The following is a 16,618-nucleotide window of genomic DNA, read 5'->3' as shown; positions in this document are numbered from 1 at the left end:
GGTCAGCCGCGCTGGATGCCCGAGGTGTCCTGGAGCACGCCGCGCCGCCCGTCCTGGGTCTGCGCCACCAGGGCCTGGCCCCGCTGCTCGACCGCCAGGTACCAGGTGCCGGGGGCGAGTTCCGCCACCGGGGTCTGCGAGCCGTCCTCGGCGTACAGCGGGCGCGTGGCCGGGACCGCGAACCAGAACGGCTGGAAGTTCGGGTCGGCCGCGCCGGCGGGCGAGGCCGTCGGCATGGCCTGCGTCGGCTGGTGCGCCACGTTCGGCTGGCCGGGCTGACCCGGCTGGCCCGGCTGACCGGGGCCGGGCTGGCCCGGCTGGCCGCCGAACGGCTGCGGCCCGCCGGCGGGACCCGGGTAGCCGTAGCCGGGCTGACCGCCGCCGTACGGCGGCTGCGCCGCGGCCGGGGGCTTGGGGCCGCCGGTCAGCGGCAGCTTCAGCGCCGGGACCAGCGGCGTGGCGACCGCCGCGGCGGCCAGCAGCAGCGTGGCGAAGAAACCGAGGATCAGACCGATGCCCGAGTCCACTCCGTCCGGGCCGCCGATGAGCGTCCAGAACCCGGCCCAGACCGAGGAGACCGACAGCGCGATGCCCCACTGGTTCAGCTTGAGCCCGAGGAACTCGCGGTCCGGGTTCGGCAGGAAGCGCGAGGCCGCGATCAGCCCGCCCCCGATGATGCCGGCCAGGAACATCGACGGGAGCGCGGGGAAGAAGTCCGCGTCCCATGCGTTCCAGGACTGGTCGCCGTACTCAGTGTCGACCGTGCGCAAATCGAGGAAAGAGAAGATGAAGAGCAGGACCGCTGCTCCGATCACTGCTGCGTCGCCTCGGGAGAGCGATCGGTTGTTCACGTCAGATCCTTCGTCGTACTGGTCGTCATGGTCTGGTCAGATACCGGAGGCCCCATCGTACGGATGAAGCGTGACCCGGCCCCGGCGGGTGGAGACACTGTTTCGCACGCGACACGCTTGTGATGTCGCCGTGACCTGCCGCGCGGCCGGTCACGCCCCCGTGGCGCCGGTCCGTCTCAGCACGCGCAGCGAACGGCACGCGGAGACCTCGGCGAACCCGCCGGTCGCCAGCGCCCGCCGCCATATGCGGTACGGCGCCTGCCCGCCCGCGGCCGGGTCGGGGAACACGTCATGGATCGCCAGCAGCCCGCCCGCGGCCAGCTGCGGCACCCAGCTCTCGTAGTCGGCGTTCGCGTGCTCGTCGGTGTGCCCGCCGTCGATGAACACCAGCCCGAACCGCCCGCCGCCGCCCCCGCCGAGCGCGGACGCCGCCTGCGGCGACCGGCCGACGACGGCGACCACGTACTCCTCCAGCCCGGCCTTCGCGAGCGTCCGCCTGAAGTGCGGCAGTGTGTCCATGCGCCCCGGGAGGTCCGGGTCCGCCAGGACCTCGTCGTGGTACTCCTGGCCCGGCTGCTGCTCCTCGCTGCCCCTGTGGTGGTCGACCGTGACCACCACCGTGCCCGCCGCGCGGGCGGCGTCGGCGAGCAGCAGCGTCGAACGGCCGCAGTAGGTGCCGATTTCGAGCAGCGGCAGGCCCGTCGTCGCGGCGGCCTCGACGGCCGCCGCGTGCAGCGCGCGGCCCTCGTCCGCCGGCATGAAGCCTCTCGCGGCCTCGAATGCGGCGAATACGGCGAAGATCTCCTCGCCCACACGTCCCCCTGTGGTCACCCGGGTCACTCCATGCTGCACCATACGTTCGAGTGCGGCGTGGCCGGGGGAGCGGCGCGGGTCACCCGCCCCGCGCCATCGGCGCCTGCTGGAGCGGCACCGGCTTGGCCACCGCGACCGGCGCGGCGGGGCCCTGCGCCCCCGCGCCCCCGGCCGTTCCGCCCGTCGCGCCCGGCGCGGGCTCCCGCGCCGCCGGGGGCCCCGGCTCCGGCTCGGAGACAGGTTCCGGTTCAGGCTCCGGGTCGGGAACGTCCAGCCTGGCCAGTCCGCACGGCGTGTGCGCCGCCGCGAACGGCAGCAGCAGCCGCCCGTCCGCCCCCCACAGGCCCGCCCCGGCCAGCCACCCCTCCGGCGCCGCGAGGTGCGTCAGCTCCCGCTCCTGCGGACGCCACACCGCGACCCAGTCCGCCACGTTCGTCGTCATCCGCAGCGCCACCGCGCACCGCTCGGGCAGGAGCATCTGCCCCGGCTGCATCGCGAACGGCGTCACGCGCACCCCCTCGGGGCGCAGCGCCTCGGGGAACCGCACCGGCCGGTGGCTCCCGAGCACGCCCCACCCGAGGCGTTCCGTGCCCGGGGCGTCGGAGGACACCAGCAGCAGGCCGCTGTCCGGATCGGCGAGCAGCAGCCGGTCGTTGCTGTCCTCGGCGATCCGCAGCAGCTCGTTCGGCTCGCCGCCGTGCTCCACGTCCACCGTCACGGCGCGCGTGCACCCCGTGTCGTCGGTCCGGTCGAGCGCGAGCAGGCGACCCTCCCGGTCCAGCCACGCCCCGCCCGCGCAGTGCCCGGCGAGCACCGTCACCAGCTCGGGCCCGAACGCCCCGCCGCACACCAGCCACAGCGCCGTCGCGTCCTCGCGCGGCGCGAGCGCGTACACGCGCTCGCCGCCCGGCGCCGGGGGCAGCAGCGTGAGCCGTTCCGACTCCACGGCGCCCAGCGGCAGTTCACCCGTGTCGGGCGTGGACGGATAGAGCAGGGTGAAGTGGTAGCGGCCGTCCGCGCGACGGGCGACCAGGACCCGGCCGTCGGCCAGCGGCTGGATGGGCGTGTCCGCCTCCTCGGGCCGGGCCGAGGGCAGCCGCACCGAGTACGGCTCCGGGCCGTCCAGCGTCCACCGTTCCGGGCACCACCCGCCGTCGCCGTAGCCGGCGATCAGCCGGGCCGCGTAGGCCCCTCCGGCCGCGATGGTCAACGGCACGGGCAGCGAAGCGGGTCGGACCGTCATGAGTCGCTCACCTCCAGCGAGGACGCTCGTTCGACCTGTGCGCCGGGCGGCCCGCGCCGCCCGGCCTCCTGCTCGGGCGGTGACCGCCGCCGCGGGCGCCGGGGCAACCAGGGCCGCCCCGCGGCCCGTTCGCCCCGGCCCGCGCCGCCCGCGGCCCCCGGCCGCGCGCGACCGGCTGCCGTCCGGGCAGCAACCGGTGCGCCCGGGGCCAGGTAGCCTGGGCCCGTGCCCGAACTCTCCGACGTGATCACCGCGCTCGACAGCCTATGGCCCCGCGAGCGGGCCGAGGCGTGGGACGCGGTCGGACCCGTCTGCGGGGACCCCTCGGCCCCCGTCGACCGGGTACTCTTCGCCGTCGACCCGGTGCAGTCCGTGGCCGACGAGGCGGTCGCCCTCGGCGCCGGCCTGCTGGTCACCCACCACCCCCTCTACCTGCGCGGCACCACGTCCGTGGCGGCCGACACGTTCAAGGGCCGGGTCGTGCACACCCTCATCCGCGAGGGGATCGCGCTGTACGTCGCGCACACCAACGCCGACCGCGCCGACCCGGGCGTCTCCGACGCGCTGGCCGCCGCCCTCGGCCTGCGCGTCACCGGGCCGCTCGTGCCCGATCCCGCCGACCCGGCCGGGCGCCGCGGCCTCGGCCGCCTCTGCGAGCTGGAGCGGCCGGTCGCGCTGCGGGAGTTCGCCGCGCTCGCCGCCGAGCGCCTGCCCGCGACCGCGCAGGGCGTGCGGGTGGCGGGCGACCCCGACCGGCCGGTGCGCACCGTGGCCGTGTGCGGCGGCTCGGGCGACAGTCTGTTCGCCGAGGTACGCGCCGCGGGCGTCGATGCCTACCTGACCGCCGACCTGCGGCACCATCCCGTGTCCGAGGCCAGGGAGCACGCACCGCTCGCCCTGCTCGACGCCGCCCACTGGGCGACCGAATCACCCTGGTGCGCCCAGGCGGCGGCACAGCTCGACGCCGTCTCGGCACGTGCGGGATGGCACCTGCGCACCCACGTGTCCCGCCTGGTCACCGACCCCTGGACCACCCACCACACCGCCCCGCGCGCGAGCGAAGGAGCCCCCAACTGAACGCCGCCCCCGCCGATCAGATCCGCCTGCTCGACGTCCAGGCCCTCGACCTCAGGCTGACCCAGCTCGCGCACCGGCGCGAGACGCTGCCCGAGCACGCCGAGATCCGCGCCGTGGAAGCCGAGCTGGCGCAGCAGCGCGACCTGCTCGTCGCCGCGCGGACCGAGGAGAGCGACACCGCACGCGAGCAGACCAAGGCAGAACAGGACGTCGACCAGGTCAGGCAGCGCGCCGCCCGGGACCGGCAGCGCCTCGACTCGGGGAAGATCACCAGCCCCAAGGACCTGGAGAGCCTCCAGAGCGAGATCACCTCGCTCGCCAGGCGGCAGGACGACCTGGAGACCATCGTCCTCGACATCATGGAACGCCACGAGGCGGCCCAGGCCCGCACCAAGGAACTGACCGGCGCCGTCGAGGAGATGGAGGCCAAGCGCGTGGAGGTGGCGGCCCGCCGCGACGCCGCGCTCCAGGAGATCGACACCGAGGCGGAAGCGGTCCGCGCCGAACGCGCCGAGGTGGTGGCCGCCGTTCCCGACGCGCTGCTGAAGCTCTACGACAAGCTGCGCGAGCAGCAGGGCGGCGTCGGCGCGGCCCGGCTCTACCAGCGCCGTTGCGAGGGCTGCCGCCTCGAACTCAACATCACCGAGCTGAACGAGGTCCGCGACGCGGCGCCCGACGCCGTCGTGCGCTGCGAGAACTGCCGCCGCATCCTGGTCCGCACCCCGCAGTCCGGACTGTGACGGGGCGGGGCATGGCGGAGTTCATCGTCGAGGCCGACGGCGGTTCGCGCGGCAACCCGGGCCCGGCCGGCTACGGCGCCGTCGTGCGCGACGCCGCGACCGGCCGGGTGCTCGCCGAGACGGCCGAGTCCATCGGCACCGCGACGAACAACGTGGCCGAGTACCGGGGGCTCATCGCCGGCCTGCGGGCCGCGCACGAGCTGGACCCCGAGGCCGCCGTGCGCGTCCGCATGGACTCCAAGCTCGTGGTCGAGCAGATGTCGGGGCGCTGGAAGATCAAGCACCCCGACATGCGGCCCCTCGCCATGGCGGCCAAGGACGTCTTCCCGCCCGGCGCCGTGCGCTACGAGTGGATTCCGCGCGAGCGGAACAAGCACGCCGACCGCCTCGCCAACGAGGCCATGGACGCCGCCAGGCGCGGCGAGCCCTGGCGGCCCGCCGCGCCGCCAGCGGAGCCCGCCGCCCCGCCCGCGGGGCGGGCGGAGCCGGAACCGGAGCCGGCCGCGCCGCCGCCCGCGACCGGCTGGGGCGCGGGCACCGGCACCGCGACCACGTTCCTGCTGCTGCGGCACGGCGAGACCGCCCTCACCGCCCACAAGCGCTTCTCCGGTTCGGGCGGCGACGACCCCGCGCTCACCCCGGCCGGGCGCGCGCAGGCCGAGGCCGCCGCAGAGGCGATCGCCGCCGCGGGCGGCGTGCGCGCGGTCGTCAGCTCACCGCTGGCCCGCTGCCGCGAGACGGCCGTGATCGCGGCGGCCCGCCTCGGCCTCGACGTCCGCGTCGAACCCGGCCTGACGGAAACGGACTTCGGCGCCTGGGAGGGGCTGACGTTCGCCGAGATCGCGGAACGCCACCCGGCCGACATGGCCGCCTGGCTGGCCTCGTCCGACGCCAGGCCCACCGGCGGTGGCGAGAGCTTCGACGAGGTGGCCCGCCGCGTGGCCGTCGCCCGCGACAAGACCATCGCCCGCAACGCGGGGAGCACCGTCCTGGTCGTCACCCACGTCACGCCGGTCAAGACGCTGCTGCGGCTTGCCCTCGGCGCGCCGTCGGCGTCCATGTTCCGCATGGAGCTGAGCCCCGCGTCGCTGTCCGAGATCGCCTACTGGCCCGACGGCAACGCCAGTGTGCGCCGGTTCAACGACACCGGGCACCTGCCGCTCACACCTCGCTGACCAGCACGTCGAGCCGCCCCGGCGCGTTCTCCTCGACGCGCCACCCCAGCTCGCGCAACGCGTCGGTCAGCCGCTCGGGCGTGCGCGGCAGCGGGCCGGCCTCAAGGAGGCCGCGCAGCAGCCTGCCCTTGGTCGCCTTGTTGAAGTGGCTGACCACGGACCGCTTCTCGACGCCGCCGACCGTCCTGACCTGGAGCACCCGCACGGCGACCGTGCGCCGGCCCAGGTCACCGGCCGGCCGCCACATGCCCGCGTAGGCCGAGGAGCGCAGGTCGAGCACGGGCCCGCGCCCCGCCTCGGCGGGCAGCACCTCGGCCAGCGGGCCGCGCCAGAACGCGGCGGGAGTGCCCGTTCCCGGCAGCCGCACGCCCGCGGGGCAGCGGTAGCCGGGGATGCGGTCGGTGATCCGCAGCGCCCCCCACAGGCCGGAGAACACCAGCACCGACTCCCGCGCCCTGCGCCGGGCGGCCGCGCTCAGCGAACCGAGCCCGAGCGCGTCGTAGAGCACACCGGTGTAGATCTCGCCCGCGGGCGCGGCCGGCGCGGAGCGCAGCGCCGCGTTGCGCGTGACCTCACCACGCAACCTCTCGCCCAGCCCGAGGACTTCCCGCGCCTTCTCCGGATCACCGGAACACAGAGCGGTCAGCTCCTCGATCATTCGTTCCCGCGCGGCGGTCAGCCCCGGCAGTGACAGCGCGCCCAGGTCCACCGGTGCCCCGGCGCTTCCCTCGGCCTTCCCCTCGGACGGCGGCAGCAGTACCCACACGCAGGTCAGCGTACGGCAGCCGGGCCGCCCGCCCCTCCCGCCCCCGGCCGGGCGTAGAATGCGGGACACGGCGGACGAGCCGGCCGGGCGGTCGCGTCGGGGTCCTCGCGACCCCGCCGAGGAACGTCCGGGCTCCACAGGGCAGGGTGGTAGGTAACGCCTACCTGGGGTGACCCACGGGAAAGTGCCACAGAAAACAGACCGCCGGGGGCCGCTGGCCACCCGGTAAGGGTGAAACGGTGGTGTAAGAGACCACCAGCGCCCAGGGTGACCTGGGCGGCTCGGTAAACCCCACCCGGAGCAAGGTCAAGATGGGGCCGCGAGGCCCCGCGCGGACGACTGAGGGCTGCCCGCCCGAGTCCGCGGGTGGACCGCATGAGACCGGTGGTGACACCGGCCCCAGATGGATGGCCGCCTCCCCCTGGGCCGCGAGGCCCCGGGGAGACAGAACCCGGCGTACAGGCCGACTCGTCCGCCGCCCCGCCCGCTGACCAGCGGCGGAGCGTCCTCTTCCATGATCGAAAACCTTTCCGGGGAGTCTCTGGGGGAATCTGGCCGGTGTCCGCTCCCGGGCGCCTCCCCCGGCCGCCGGAATCTCCTCGTCACGCGAAGCCGCCGTCCGGGCGCCGCGATGCCGCGTGTGCCCGCCTCCGGCAGGAAGTGGACGTACGTCCGGAGCGTGAACAGGCGCGGGAGCGGGGGGCTCGGCGCTGGTTGTCACGTTTGCTGTTCGCGCGGTGCGGAGGAGGAGGGCGGGCGGTCGCTCAGAGCGTGCCGCTCACGTGCAGCTCGTCGAACACCACGCCGTTCGCGTCGTAGGCGACGACCCGGAATCCCCCGGTGAACCCGGGCAGGTGGCCGGCGTCGAGGCAGTAGACGCCCCAGCCCGGGTCCCCGGCCGGCGTGATGAGGGTGGCCGGGTGGCCGGTGTCCTGGCCCTCGGGTCTGATCTCGATCCGCGACGGTGTGCCGTCCAGCCGCCAGGCGCCCGTGATCAGCTCGATCTCGCCGTCCCGGCCGTGGATGCCGCCGCTGAGGCTGTTGGGGCGGATGTTGTCGCCGGAGTACCGCTTGGCGGCCTCGACGCTCTCGTCGAAGGACGCGGGCGAAGAGACCACGTAGTTCTGCTCACCCTCGGGCAGCAGGCCCATCACGAAGTCGTCGTTGATCTCCACGCGCTCGTAGGGCCGCACCTCCACCGGCCCGCCGCCGCCGTCCGCACCGCGCGGGGACGGCGCCTCGCGTGTGGCCGCGGGCGGCGCGGTGCCGCCCGACTCCGGCCCGGTCCGCGGCCACGCGAGACCGGCCGCCAGCACCGCCGCGAGGACGCCCGCCGTCCCCGCGCCCGTCACCACCGCGCGCCGCCGGGCCCGCAGCGCACGGCCCCGCCGGATCATCTCGTCCACCGGCGCGGGCCCGGCCTCCACCGACTCCGCCGCCCGGCGCAGCTCCTCAACGAACCTCGGGCCGTTCCTGCGCTCCGGCACGGATCGCCACCTCCTGTCCTTCCTCCGGCACGCGCAGGTCCCGGACCGCCGGGTCGGCGCGCAGCTTCTCCAGGCCGCGCGCCGCCCGGCTGCGCACCGTTCCCACCCGGGTACCGAGCAGCGCGGCGACTTCGGTCTCGGTGCGGTCCTCGACGTAACGCAGCACGACGGCGGCGCGCTGCCGCGGCGGAAGCCGTTGCAGCGCGCCCGTCAACACGTCCCTGGCGAGGACGTGGTCGGCCCGGTCCCGGACACTCCGCTCCGGGAACCGGGTCGTCAGCCACTCGGGCACCCGCAGCCGGCGGATCCGCTCGCGGTGGGCGTTGATCATGATCCGCCACACGTAGGCGTCCGGATCGGCCGCCCGCGTCACACGGTCCCACCCCGCGTACGCCTTGGCCAGCGCCAGCTGGGCCAGGTCCTCCGCGTCGTGGTGATGGCCGGTCAGCAGGTACGCGGTGCGCAGCAGCCGGGCCCAGCGGCTGAGCACGAACGACCTGAAGTCGGCGTCACGGGCTTCGGGTGCACAAGTCATCTGATGCGTCGGCGGCCTTCGGCGTCGTGGGGGCGTCCGGGGCGTCGGGTGCGGGGGTCAGGAGCCGAGGGAGACCTCCAACTCACTGAACACCTCGCCGTCCTCGTCGGACGCGGTGATCGTGTACGAGTCGACACCGTCGACCTCCCACGCGGCAGGGTCGAAGTAGAAGGTGCCCCACCCGTTCTCGTCCTCCAGGGCCACCGGCTGAGCCCCGTAGCCCCAGTCCTGGCCCTCCGGGGTGACCGTGATGTGCGGCACGCCCTCGTCCAGCCGCCAGACGCCCTCGACCAGGATGATTTCGCCGTCCTGGCCGTGGATGCCGGCACCGATGCTGTTGGGGCGGATGTTGCTGCCGGGGTACTGCTTGGCGGCCTCGATGCTCTCGTCGAAGGACGAGGGCGAGGAGACCACGTAGTTCTGCTCGCCCTCGGGCAGCAGGCCCATCACGAAGTCGTCGTTGATCTCCACGCGCTCGTAGGGGGCCACCTCGACGAGATCCATCCCGCCGGCCTGGGCTCCCTGCGGGAGGAGCACCACCATCGCGGCGGTGGCGGCGGCGCCGGTGAACAGGGCGCGCTTGAAGATCGACTGTCCGGTCATGAACCCTCCAAGGGTCTGGTTTCGCTCGGTCATGACTCAGACGCCGTCCGTGGGCCGGATCTATCCACCCCTCGCGGAACACGAACGCCAACTCCCGTGCGAAGACCGGCTGTCGCGGGTGCGCGGGACGCCGTCGCAGGCAGGGCGCCGGTCACGCCGCGCCGGGCCCGGCGCCCGGCTCGTCGTGGGGAGCCGTCGGCCGGTATTGCCAAGAACCTTCCAGCAGGTGTGGAGCAACGACCTCACCCGACGGCGCGACCACAGCAGCACAGTCCGTGGACGCACGTTCGTCTCATTCGACTTGATAGTTAGCGGCCCACTCCGCGCCGTGCCCACCGATAAGGTGGCGGCGTCGGAGCGAGGAGGAAAACCATGGCGCTGACTACGTCACTGGCCGGCCGGGTCCGGAACACGAGCCTGCCGAAAAGCCATGCCCTCCTGCCGCTGCTTGAGGCCGTCGTCAACGGCATCCAGGCGATCGACGCCCGGTTCGGCAACGACGTCGGGCGTGGTCGCCTGAGCGTCAGGATTCAGCGCAGCCCGCAGGAGGAACTCGACCTCGGCCCCGTTGGCCCTGGACGTGTGGCGCTCAAACCCATCGTCGGCTTCAGCGTCGAGGACAACGGGGTGGGCTTCACCCCGGAGAACATGATTTCGTTTGAGACGCTGGACAGCGACCACAAGGCTGACATCGGCTGCCGTGGCGTGGGACGCCTGCTCTGGCTCAAGGCGTTCGAAAGGGTCTCGATCCGCAGCGCCTATGAAGACGAAGTCGGGGGCCTCCACGGACGACAGTTCCGGTTCTCCGTCGAGGGGGAGGTCGAGCCGGACGGGGAAGCGGACAGCCTGGGTGCTGTCGGCACGATCGTGAGTCTTGACGGATTCAAGAAGTCCTTCCAGCAGAGCGCGGCGAAGTCTGTCGACGCCATCGCTCGTGAGATGTTCGAGCACTGCATCTGGTACTTCCTTCGCCCAGGTGGGGCGCCTGACATCACGGTCACCGACGACGACGAGACCGTCTCGCTCAACCACCTCATGGACGACTTCGTCTTCTCCGAGATGCCGACGACTTCGATCGACGTCAGGGGAGAGAAGTTCGACATGGTGAACCTCTGCCTCAAGTCCTCGACGCGCAATCTCGCGCCACGGCTGTACTGGTGCGCCGCGAACCGCGTGGTCATGGAGGAGAACCTCACGAGCAAGGTGCCAGGGCTCTACGGGCGGCTCAAGGACGAGACGTCGTCTCCCTTCACGTATGTCTGCTACCTGTCCTCGACCTACCTGGACAACCACGTCCGCGCCGACCGCACGGCCTTCGACATCGCCGAGCGGGTGCCGGGCGCGGCTCTGATCGAAGACCTGTCGCTGGACGACATCCGTGTGGGCGTGCTGAAGGAAGTCGAGAGGATCCTCGCCAGCCCGCTCAGCGCGGCGCGGGAGGAGGGCAAGGCGCGGGTCCACGCATTCGTGAGCAACAGGGCGCCGAGGTACCGGCCCGTTCTGTCGCGGCTTGAGTCGCTCGGCGTGACCGTGGATCCGTCCATCAAGGATCACGACCTTGAGTTGTTGCTGCACAGCAGCCTCCAGAAGCTCGAAGCCGCCGCGATCGCCGAGGGCCAGGCCGTCTTCGCCGAGGAAGGCTCTGCTCAGCCGGAGGACTATGCCGAACGGCTCGCCCGGTACCTGGACACGGTGACCGACATCAACCAGTCCGACCTGGCCGCGTACGTCTCGCGCCGGAGGGCGATCCTCGATGTGCTCACCAGGCTGATCAGGTCCGATGACCAGGGCAAGTACAGCAAGGAGGACGCGATCCACTCGCTGCTCATCCCGATGCGGACCGACTCGAACGAAATCGGCACGGACGCGTCGAACCTGTGGATCATCGACGAGCGGCTTGCGTTCCACGATTACCTCGCCTCCGACAAGACGCTCAAGAGCATGCCGATTACCGGATCCGATTCGACAAGGGAGCCCGATGTGCTCGCGACTCGGCTTGTCGGCTCCCCGGTGCTGGCCGCGGAGGGCGAAACGCTGCCGCTGCCGTCCATCGTCGTGATCGAGATCAAACGACCGATGCGTAATGACGCCTCGGAGGACAAGGATCCGATCCAGCAGTGCTTGGAGTATGTGAAGCGTGTGCGCGCCGGTGGCGTGAAAACCGCATCGGGGCGGCAGATCCCCGAGACGCATGAGGCACCCGCTTTCTGCTACGTCATCGCCGATCTCACGCCGACGATGGTGGACAGATGCAAATATGCGAGCCTGCGTCCCACCCATGACGGAATGGGTTACTTCGGCTTCAACGAGCCGTACAAGGCGTACATCGAAGTGGTCAACTTCGACCGTCTCGTCAACGCCGCTACCGAGCGGAACCGGGCGTTCTTTGACAAGTTGGGGCTCCCATCCAGTTGAGGCACGATGCGCACCGGCGCGCGGTTGTGTGCCTGCCGCGCCGGGCGGGTCCGGCGGGTCCGGTGGCTAGCCGGTGGTCCTTCCGCGCCTCCACGCCAGCAGTCGGCGGTACGCCTCCAGCCCGTCGGGCACCCAGTCCCACTCGGTGAGCCGCCGGTCCAGTTCCTCCTGCGTGAGGAACGCGTGCCACGCGACCTCGGACGCCTGCGGGTCGACCGGCACGCCGCAGTGGATCTCGTAGACCGCCGACCACCAGCTGTGCTCCGGGGTCCGGTAGAGGAACGTGAACAAGTGGGTCGGAGCGGCCAGGCCCGATACGCCGAGCTCCTCCTCCGCCTCGCGCAGCGCCGCCTCGTCGTACGACTCGCCCGCACCCACCACCCCGCCGACGAACATGTCGTACAGCGAGGGGAAGGTCAGCTTCCACTCGGTGCGGCGGTGCACGAAGATCTCGCCCGCGGTGTTCCGCGCCAGGACGAACGCGCAGCGGTGCCGCAGTCCGCGGGCGTACACCTCGCCGCGCCGCGCCTGTCCCACCACGCGGTCGTGCTCGTCCACGATGTCCAGCAGTTCGTCCGCGGGGAGCGGTGTCCCATGTGCCATGCGGCCACCCAATCAGCATGCCGGGCGGGGCAGTGCGGTTCGGGTGAGGAATGCACCGGAACGAGGTGGGTTCCCGCCGAGCCATGCGGCATCTCACGGGCCCGGAACAGCTGCTGGCCCGCGTGGTGCGGGCCGTCGCAGGACTCCTCGCGGCAGACGGGCCCCTTCGGTGGGGCCGTGCGGGGCGCGTCGTAGGCTGGTCGGGCCAGTCACGCTCCCTCGTGGAGTCAGGGAATCCGGTGCGAGGCCGGAACTGACGCGCAGCGGTGTGGGGGACGGGCGCGGCGACATGCCACTGGAACGGCACCGTTCCGGGAAGGCGCCGCGCACCGGACGATCCCGAGTCCGAAGACCTGCTGGCCCTGGTGGCGACCGCCGCCAGGTCGAATGCGGGCTCCGCGCATGGGCCCCCGACCTCGAAGGACCGCGCCAGTGCTGACCCCCTCCGTCGTGCGGGACTCCGTCGCGCGGGACCGGCCCGACCGGTGCCCTGGCGCCCTGCGGCCGTGGCCGGCCGACGACGGGCTGCTGGTCCGCCTCCGGCTGGTCGGGGGGCGGCTGACCGCCCGCGGCCTGCGGGCGCTGCTCGCGCTCAGCGAACGCTGGGGCGACGGCCGCGTGCACCTCACCTCGCGCGCCAACCTCCAGGTGCGCGGCCTGCCCTCGGACGGCGGCGCGCTCGCCCCCGAGGTGCTGGCGGCGATCGAGGCCACCGGGCTGCTGCCCTCGCGCTCGCACGAACTGGTCCGCAACATCATGGTGTCGCCGCAGACCGGCCTGGCCGGCGGGCGGGCCGACCTGCGGGGTGTGGCCGCGGGGCTCGACGCGGCGCTGCTCGCCCGTGAACGGCTCGCCCACCTGCCCGGCCGGTTCCTGTTCGTGCTCGACGACGGCCGCGGCGACCTGCTCGACCGCCCCTGCGACCTGGGCCTGGTGGCGTTGAACGGCACGACGGCGCAACTGCGCGTCGGCGACGGCTGGGGCCGGACGCTGCCGCTCGGCGAGGCCGCCGCCGCGCTCGCCGACCTCGCCCTGGCCTTCCTGCGCCTGCGCGGCGAAGGGCCGGCGGCGCCGTGGCACGTACGCGAGCTGCCGAAGCCGCCGGTCCCGCCGGCCGAGCCCGACCCGGCCCTGCCGCGCGCGGGCGCGGCGCTCCCGTACGGCGACGTTCCCGGCGGGCGGCACGTCGGGATACCCGGCGGCACCCTCACGCGCGAGCTGGTGGAGGAACTGACCGCCGCCGGCGCCGATCTCGTCGTCACGCCCTGGCACGGTGTCCTGGTCCCCGCGGGAGCCGCCGCGTGAACGCCCCGGAACGCCCGCGCCGCCACTACGACTATGTCGACCACGGCCCCGACATCTACCTCGACTCCTTCGCGACCATCCGGCGCGAGGCGCGGTTCGACGGACTCCCCGCCGACGCGGAACGGCTCGCCGTCCGCATGATCCACGGCAGCGGCCAGGTCGACCTGGTGGACGACCTCGTCGTCCACCCCCGGCTCGTCACGGCCGCGCGGCAGGCGCTCGAAGCGGGCGCGCCGATCCTGTGCGACGCCACGATGGTCGCCTCGGGAGTCACCGCGAGCAGGCTGCCCGCGGGCAACCACGTGCTCTGCCACCTGCACGACCCCCGGGTGCGCCCGCTCGCCCGCGCGTGGTCGACGACGCGCAGCGCGGCGGCGGTGTCGCTGTGGGAGCCGCGCCTCGAAGGGGCCGTCGTGGCGATCGGGAACGCGCCCACCGCCCTCTTCCACCTGCTGGAGATGCTGATCGACGGCGCACCGCGGCCGGCCGCGATCCTCGGCTGCCCGGTCGGTTTCATCGGCGCGGCCGAGTCCAAGGAGGCGCTGGCCCGCCTCGCCGCCGACCACGGCATCGACATCCCGTACGTCACCGTGCGCGGGCGCAGGGGCGGTTCCGCCATGACGTCGTCGGCCCTGAACGCGCTGGCCCAGGAGGAAGAGTGAACGACGCGACGGCAGGCCGTTTCCACGGCGTCGGCGTCGGCCCCGGCGACCCCGAGCTGATCACGCTCAAGGCCGCGCGCCTCATCGCCGCGGCCGACGTCGTCGCCTACCACTCCGGCGTCGGCAAGCGGTCCAACGCGCGCCGCATCGCCGCCGGCCTGATCCCCGCGACGGCCGTCGAGGAGGAGCTGGTCTACCCCGTGACCGTGGGGACCACCGACCATCCCGGCGGCTACGAGGGCGCGCTCGCCGACTTCTACGAGGAGTCCGCCGCGCGGCTCGCGGCGCACCTCGACGCGGGCCGCGACGTCGTCCTGCTGGCCGAGGGCGACCCGTTGTTCTACGGCTCCTACATGTACATGCACGACCGGCTGGCGGAACGCTACGCCGCCGAGATCGTGCCCGGCGTCCCGGCCTACGCCGCCGCCGCCGTCGCCACCGCGACCCCGCTGGTCCGGCAGACGGACGTGCTCACCGTGCTGCCCGGCACGCTGCCCGAGGCCGAACTCGCCCGGCGCCTGGCCGACACCGACGGCGCCGTCATCATGAAGCTCGGCCGCACCTTCCCCGCCGTGCGGCGCGCCCTGGCCACCGCGGGCCGCCTCGACCACGCGCTGTACGTCGAACGCGCCTCGATGCCGGAGGAACGCTGGCTGCCGGTCGACGAGGTCGATCCCGCGACCGTTCCCTACTTCTCGCTCATCGTCGTCACCGGCGACAGCCGCAACGGCCGCCGCTCGCGCACGGCCTCCCCGGCCCCCGCGCCCGGGAGCGGCGCCGCACCGAGCGGGCCGTCCGCCGGGCCCGCCGAACTCCTCGTGGTCGGCCTCGGCCCCGGCCCGGGGGAGTGGCTGACCCCGGAGGCGAACGCGGCCCTCGCCTCGGTCGACCACGTCGTCGGCTACCGCGCCTACGTGGACCGGGTGCCCCAGCGTCCCGGCCTTGCGCGGCACGCCTCGGGGAACACCGTGGAGGTGGAACGCGCCAGGTTCGCCCTCGGCCTGGCCCGCGACGGCGAGCGGGTCGCCGTGGTCTCCGGCGGCGACGCCGGGGTGTTCGGCATGGCAGCGGCCGTCTTCGAGGCGGCGGAGGACCCCGCCTACGCCGACGTGCCCATCCGCGTCCTGCCCGGCGTCAGCGCCGTGCAGGCGGTCGCCGCGCGGGCCGGGGCGCCCATCGGCGCCGACTTCGCCGTCGTCTCCCTCTCCGACCGGCTCAAGCCGTGGCAGGTCGTCGAACGGCGCCTGCGCGCCGTCGCCGAGGCCGACCTGGTGCTCGCCGTGTACAACCCCGCCTCCCGCTCCCGCACCACCCAGGTCGCCGAGGCCCGGCGCGTGCTGCTCGAACACCGCGGGCCCGGCACGGTGGTCGTCGTCGGCCGTGACATCGGCCGTCCCGGGGAGACCCTCACGGTGACGACTTTGGGCGAACTCCGGCCCGAGACCATCGACATGAAGTGCCTCCTGCTCGTCGGCGCCTCGGCCACCCGCCTCACCCCGTCCGGCCGGGTCTGGACGCCGAGGTGGGTCGCGTCGTGACCGTCCACTTCGTCGGCGCGGGTCCCGGCGCGGCCGACCTGCTCACGGTCCGCGCGACCCGGCTGCTGGCCGCCGCCGACCTCGTGCTCTACCCGGGGACCTACCTCGATCCCGGCGTGCTCGAACACTGCGGCCCCGCAGCCGAGTTGGTCGACACCCAGCACCTCGACCTCGACCGGATCACGCACCTCCTGGTCCGCGGGGTCGCCGGGGGCGGGAACGTCGTGCGCCTCACATCGGGCGACCCCTCCCTCTACTCGGCCCTCGCCGAGCAGACCCGCAGGCTGACGGCCGCAGGGGTGGCCTGGGACGTCACGCCCGGCGTTCCCGCCTACGCCGCCGCGGCGGCGCTCGTGGGCCGGGAGCTGACCGTTCCGCTCGTCGCGCAGTCGGTGGTCCTCACCCGCACCAGGGCGCGTTCGACGCCCATGCCGGAGAGCGAGTCGCTCGAACGGTTCGCCGCGACCAGGGCCACGCTCGTGCTGCACCTGGCGATCCGGCGCGTGCGCGAGCTGATGGCCGAGATCGAGCCCGAGTACGGTGCCGACTGCCCCGCCGTGGTGGTGCACCGGGCCAGCCAGCCGGGCGAACTGGTCCTGCGCGGCACCGTCGCGACCATCGCCGACGCCGTGGAACGGGCCGGGCTGCGCCAGGCGGCCGTCGTGCTCGTCGGGCGCGCGCTGGCGAACGACGGGGGCGAGTCGTTCCTCTACGCCCCTTCCAGGGACCGGTCGGAAACGCGCGGACCCGGCGCGGCCGGTGGCGGAGGTTGAGGAACAGCGGAACGAAAACAGGACCTGAGCCC

At 73.6% G+C, this 16,618-nt stretch carries 16 protein-coding genes, 1 other RNA gene and 1 riboswitch; of the genes, 9 read left to right on the top strand and 8 right to left on the bottom strand.

The genetic code is table 11. The features are described from left to right. Window positions 1-2: 2 nt before the first annotated feature. From LC193_RS06520 to LC193_RS06510, 3 genes are all read right to left on the bottom strand, one after another. Window positions 3-851, bottom strand: a complete 849-nt coding sequence (locus tag LC193_RS06520; protein ID WP_226072458.1) for a DUF5336 domain-containing protein — start codon at window positions 849-851, stop codon at window positions 3-5. 150 nt (window positions 852-1,001) lie between these two features. Then, entirely contained in the window at window positions 1,002-1,610 is a 609-nt protein-coding gene (locus tag LC193_RS06515; protein WP_226078503.1) for a class I SAM-dependent methyltransferase, read from the bottom strand. A gap of 133 nt (window positions 1,611-1,743) precedes the next feature. Further along, window positions 1,744-2,907 carry a hypothetical protein gene (locus tag LC193_RS06510; RefSeq protein ID WP_226072455.1) on the bottom strand — a complete coding sequence of 388 codons (1,164 nt, stop codon included), beginning with the start codon at window positions 2,905-2,907 and terminating at the stop codon, window positions 1,744-1,746. 225 nt (window positions 2,908-3,132) lie between these two features. Here LC193_RS06510 and LC193_RS06505 point away from each other — a divergent pair, with 225 nt between their 5' ends. Genes LC193_RS06505 through LC193_RS06495 form a run of 3 tightly spaced genes read left to right on the top strand, consistent with a single transcriptional unit; the run spans window position 3,133 to window position 5,899 of the window. Beyond that, a complete protein-coding gene (locus LC193_RS06505; protein WP_226072453.1) occupies window positions 3,133-3,984 on the top strand; it encodes a Nif3-like dinuclear metal center hexameric protein in 852 nt (283 codons plus the stop codon). Further along, the gene (locus LC193_RS06500) at window positions 3,981-4,724 is read left to right on the top strand and encodes a zinc ribbon domain-containing protein (protein ID WP_226078502.1); all 744 of its coding nucleotides are present in this window, start codon (window positions 3,981-3,983) and stop codon (window positions 4,722-4,724) included. Before LC193_RS06505 ends, LC193_RS06500 begins: the two co-directional genes overlap by 4 nt. Before the next feature lie 11 nt (window positions 4,725-4,735). Then, window positions 4,736-5,899 carry a bifunctional RNase H/acid phosphatase gene (locus LC193_RS06495; RefSeq protein WP_226072451.1) on the top strand — a complete coding sequence of 388 codons (1,164 nt, stop codon included), beginning with the start codon at window positions 4,736-4,738 and terminating at the stop codon, window positions 5,897-5,899. On the opposite strand, the gene yaaA is transcribed toward LC193_RS06495, so the two are convergent. Next, window positions 5,886-6,665 (bottom strand): peroxide stress protein YaaA, encoded by a 780-nt coding sequence (gene yaaA / locus LC193_RS06490; RefSeq protein ID WP_226072448.1) that lies wholly within the window; start codon window positions 6,663-6,665, stop codon window positions 5,886-5,888. The two genes, LC193_RS06495 and yaaA, sit on opposite strands and share 14 nt — an antisense overlap. Before the next feature lie 75 nt (window positions 6,666-6,740). On the opposite strand from yaaA, the gene rnpB reads away from it, so the two are divergent. After that, window positions 6,741-7,140: RNase P RNA component class A (rnpB, locus tag LC193_RS06485), an RNA gene on the top strand. 289 nt (window positions 7,141-7,429) lie between these two features. Here the strand turns inward: rnpB and LC193_RS06480 are convergent. The 3 genes from LC193_RS06480 to LC193_RS06470 are packed head-to-tail and all read right to left on the bottom strand — an operon-like array spanning window position 7,430 to window position 9,290. After that, entirely contained in the window at window positions 7,430-8,152 is a 723-nt protein-coding gene (locus tag LC193_RS06480) for a hypothetical protein (protein ID WP_226072446.1), read from the bottom strand. Continuing rightward, complete coding sequence (locus LC193_RS06475) at window positions 8,118-8,687, bottom strand: SigE family RNA polymerase sigma factor (protein ID WP_226072443.1); 570 nt, start codon at window positions 8,685-8,687, stop codon at window positions 8,118-8,120. The genes LC193_RS06480 and LC193_RS06475 overlap by 35 nt, the downstream gene beginning before the upstream one ends. Window positions 8,688-8,744: 57 nt before the next feature. After that, window positions 8,745-9,290: a hypothetical protein gene (locus tag LC193_RS06470; protein ID WP_226072441.1), complete on the bottom strand. Its 546-nt coding sequence runs from the start codon at window positions 9,288-9,290 to the stop codon at window positions 8,745-8,747. Window positions 9,291-9,662: 372 nt separating this feature from the next. Between LC193_RS06470 and LC193_RS06465 the strand changes: the two genes are divergently transcribed. Beyond that, complete coding sequence (locus LC193_RS06465) at window positions 9,663-11,705, top strand: ATP-binding protein (RefSeq protein ID WP_226072439.1); 2,043 nt, start codon at window positions 9,663-9,665, stop codon at window positions 11,703-11,705. 66 nt (window positions 11,706-11,771) lie between these two features. Here LC193_RS06465 and LC193_RS06460 read toward each other — a convergent pair whose 3' ends face one another. After that, window positions 11,772-12,308: an NUDIX hydrolase gene (locus LC193_RS06460; RefSeq protein WP_226072437.1), complete on the bottom strand. Its 537-nt coding sequence runs from the start codon at window positions 12,306-12,308 to the stop codon at window positions 11,772-11,774. Between the two features lie 189 nt (window positions 12,309-12,497). Next, a riboswitch (cobalamin riboswitch) is annotated at window positions 12,498-12,683 on the top strand. 57 nt (window positions 12,684-12,740) lie between these two features. Here LC193_RS06460 and LC193_RS06455 point away from each other — a divergent pair. Genes LC193_RS06455 through LC193_RS06440 form a run of 4 tightly spaced genes read left to right on the top strand, consistent with a single transcriptional unit; the run spans window position 12,741 to window position 16,586 of the window. Next, window positions 12,741-13,613, top strand: a complete 873-nt coding sequence (locus tag LC193_RS06455) for a hypothetical protein (protein WP_226072435.1) — start codon at window positions 12,741-12,743, stop codon at window positions 13,611-13,613. Then, window positions 13,610-14,275 (top strand): precorrin-8X methylmutase, encoded by a 666-nt coding sequence (locus LC193_RS06450; RefSeq protein WP_226072433.1) that lies wholly within the window; start codon window positions 13,610-13,612, stop codon window positions 14,273-14,275. The genes LC193_RS06455 and LC193_RS06450 overlap by 4 nt, the downstream gene beginning before the upstream one ends. Further along, window positions 14,272-15,813, top strand: a complete 1,542-nt coding sequence (locus LC193_RS06445) for a precorrin-2 C(20)-methyltransferase (RefSeq protein WP_226072431.1) — start codon at window positions 14,272-14,274, stop codon at window positions 15,811-15,813. The genes LC193_RS06450 and LC193_RS06445 overlap by 4 nt, the downstream gene beginning before the upstream one ends. Beyond that, a complete protein-coding gene (locus LC193_RS06440) occupies window positions 15,810-16,586 on the top strand; it encodes a cobalt-precorrin-4/precorrin-4 C(11)-methyltransferase (protein ID WP_226072429.1) in 777 nt (258 codons plus the stop codon). Before LC193_RS06445 ends, LC193_RS06440 begins: the two co-directional genes overlap by 4 nt. Window positions 16,587-16,618: the final 32 nt, after the last annotated feature.

Source organism: Streptomyces marincola (genome assembly GCF_020410765.1).
Taxonomy (GTDB): domain Bacteria; phylum Actinomycetota; class Actinomycetes; order Streptomycetales; family Streptomycetaceae; genus Streptomyces; species Streptomyces marincola.
The sequence above is the reverse complement of the archived record's forward strand: the minus strand, read 5'-3'. Positions and strand labels throughout refer to the sequence as shown.